The organism is Endozoicomonas numazuensis (genome assembly GCF_000722635.1).
In the GTDB taxonomy this organism is placed as follows: domain Bacteria; phylum Pseudomonadota; class Gammaproteobacteria; order Pseudomonadales; family Endozoicomonadaceae; genus Endozoicomonas_A; species Endozoicomonas_A numazuensis.
In genome coordinates this window covers 235,615-238,579 of sequence record NZ_JOKH01000007.1, presented here as the reverse complement: position 1 = coordinate 238,579, position 2,965 = coordinate 235,615, and the positions used below count along the sequence as shown (strand labels likewise).

At 57.0% G+C, this 2,965-nt stretch carries 2 protein-coding genes; both read right to left on the bottom strand.

All coding sequences use genetic code 11. From position 1 onward, the window contains the following. Positions 1 to 1,322: lactonase family protein (locus GZ78_RS23025; RefSeq protein WP_034841517.1), on the bottom strand; the 1,322-nt coding region annotated here is incomplete at its 3' end. Between the two features lie 251 nt (positions 1,323 to 1,573). Next, on the bottom strand, positions 1,574 to 2,965 hold a 1,392-nt coding region (locus tag GZ78_RS29670), incomplete at its 5' end, for a lactonase family protein (protein WP_034841514.1).

The following is a 2,965-nucleotide window of genomic DNA, read 5'->3' as shown; positions in this document are numbered from 1 at the left end:
GTCGTGGAAAGTGTCGTGGAAAGTGTCATAGAAGGCGTTGTGGAAAGAGAAAACCCGTCAGTGGATATCGGGCGACCTTCCAAACTCGGGCTCGTCATGGCTGAATGCGTGGGAGAGTAGACCAGGGTATGCGTGTCCATGCCCGGGTTAATGCTGGCTGAATGCGTCAGGGAGTATAAAGAGCTGTTTGTTTCCACGGCCTGGACCACCTGATACACCGACAGGGCATCACCTGAATAGGCCGTTACGTACAGGTGTTGCCCGTCGGGGCTCAGGGTAACAGTCCAAGCACCTTCCAGCTCATGAGTGTCGTCGTTGCTGTAAATACGGGGATTGGAAAGCGCGCCGTCGCTGGCTACGTCGTACACCGACAGGGCATTCCCGAAAGAGGCCGTTACGTACAGGTGTTGCCCGTCGGGACTCAGGACGACATTCCGGGCACCGTACAGCTCATGAGTGTCGCCGTTACGGTAAATACGGGGGGTGGAGAGCGCACCATCGGTGTCCACGTCGTACACCGACAGGGCATTCCCGAAAGAGGCCGTTACGTACAGGTGTTGCCCGTTGGGGCTCAGGGTAACAGCCCAGGCGCCCTCCAGCTCATGAGTGTCGTCGCTGTGGTAAATACGGGGGTTGGAGAGCGTGCCATCGGTGGCCACGTCGTACACCGATAGGGCATTCCCGAAAGAGGCCGCTACGTACAGGTGTTGCCCGTCGGGACTCAGAGCAACACTCTGTGCACCGCCCAGCTCATGAATGTCGTCGTTACGATAAATACGGGGATTGGAGAGCGCACCATCGGTGTCCACGTCGTACACCGACAGGGTATTCCCGAAAGAGGCCGTTATGTACAGGTGTTGCCCGTCGGTACTCAGGACGACACTAACAGCGCCAGCGCCGTCCAGCTCATGAGTGTCGTCGTCACGGTAAATACGGAGGTTGGAGAGCGTGCCGTCGCTGGCCACGTCGTACACCGACAGGGCATCCCCAACATCGGCTGTTACGTACAAGTGCTGCCCGTCGGGGCTGAGGACGACCCCCGAAGCGCCGTCTAACTCATGAGTGTCGTCGTTGCGGTAGATACGGGGGTTGGAGAGCGTGCCGTTGCTGGCCACGTCGTACACCGACAGGGCATCCCCAACATCGGCTGTTACGTAAAGGTGTTGCCCGTCGGGGCTGAGGGCAACAGCTGCAGCGCCGTCCAGCTCATGAGTGTTGCCGTTACGGTAAATGATCGGGTTAATGAGAGACCCCGGCTCATTAACCTCCTCACCCTTGGCCGGTTGTAGTATGCACAGGCTGATCACTGCTAATTGAACCACAAAGACACATACACTCTGCCAGCATGAACAAGGTGCTTTCACCCTTCTGGAAGAAAAAACCGTGCTTGGTGTTGCAGTTGATTTTTTTGCACTGAATATCATGAGTCATGGCCTCTTGTACCCGTTGGTTATGGAGGTATCCGGTTCCGGCTTTTCCCAACTCCTTTGGGTGGACATTCAATGTAGTTCAGTTTTCCGGGGGCGAAGTGACAACCTTTATTGAGCCTGTTTTGTACGGACAGATCAGTGTGTCACTGCTTGTTCTGCATTTCATAAATGGCGCTTTTGAGTTTTGCACGGTGTGTAGCCCAGCAGACCATTCCGATCACTACAGATACAACCGCCCCGGTCACTACGGCTCCGGTAGTGACCGCGCCAGCAATAGCGCCATAATCTCTTTCATTCTCTCCTTCCACTTCAATGGAAGGCGTTATGGAAGGTGTCGTTGAAAGTGTCGTGGAAAGTGTCGTGGAAAGTGTCGTGGAAAGTGTCATAGAAGGCGTTGTGGAAAGAGAAAACCCGTCAGTGGATATCGGGCGACCTTCCAAACTCGGGCTCGTCATGGCTGAATGCGTGGGAGAGTAGACCAGGGTATGCGTGTCCATGCCCGGGTTAATGCTGGCTGAATGCGTCAGGGAGTATAAAGAGCTGTTTGTTTCCACAGCCTGGACCACCTGATACACCGACAGGGCATCCCCGTTATAGGCCGTTACGTACAGGTGTTGCCCGTCGGGGCTCAGGGTAACACCCCAGGCACCGCTCAGCTCATGAGTGTCGTCATCGTCACGATAGATGCGGGGGTTAGAGAGCGCGCCGTCGCTGGCCACATCGTACACCGACAGGGCATGCCCAGCATTGGCCGTTACGTACAAGTGTTGCCCGTCGGGGCTCAGGGCAACATTCCGGGCACCGAACAGCGCATGAGTGTCGCCGTTACGATAAATACGGGGATTGGAGAGCGCGCCGTCGCTGGCCACGTCGTACACCGACAGGGCATTCCCCACAAGGGCCGTTACGTACAGGTGTTGTCTGTCGGGACTCAGGGTAACACCCCAGACACCGATCAGCTCATGAGTGTTGTCGTCGTCACGATAGATTCGGGGGTTGGAGAGCGCGCCGTCGCTGTCCACGTCGTACACCGACAGGGCATTGCTCGAAAAAGCCGTTACGTACAGCTGTTGCCCATCGGGGCTCAGGGTAACACCCAAAGCACCGTTCAGCTCATGAGTGCCGCCGTTACGGTAGATACGGGGATTGGAGAGCGTGCCGTCGCTGGCTACGTCGTACACCGACAGGGCATCCCCGACAAAGGCCGTTACGTACAGGTGTTGCCCGTTGGGGCTCAGGACAACACCCCAGGCACCGTTCAGCACATGAGTGTCGTCGTTGCGGTAAATACGGGGGTTGGAGAGCACACCGTCGCTATCCACGTCGTACACCGACAGGGCATCCCCCTCAGCGGCCGTTAGGTACAGGTGTTGCCCGTCGGGGCTCAGGGTAACACCCGAAGCACCTAACAACTCATGAGTGTCGTCGTTACTATAAATACGGGGATTGGAGAGCGAGCCATCGCTGGCCACGTCGTACACCGACAGGGCATCCCCAACATCGGCTGTTACGTACAGGTGTTGCCCGTCGGGGCT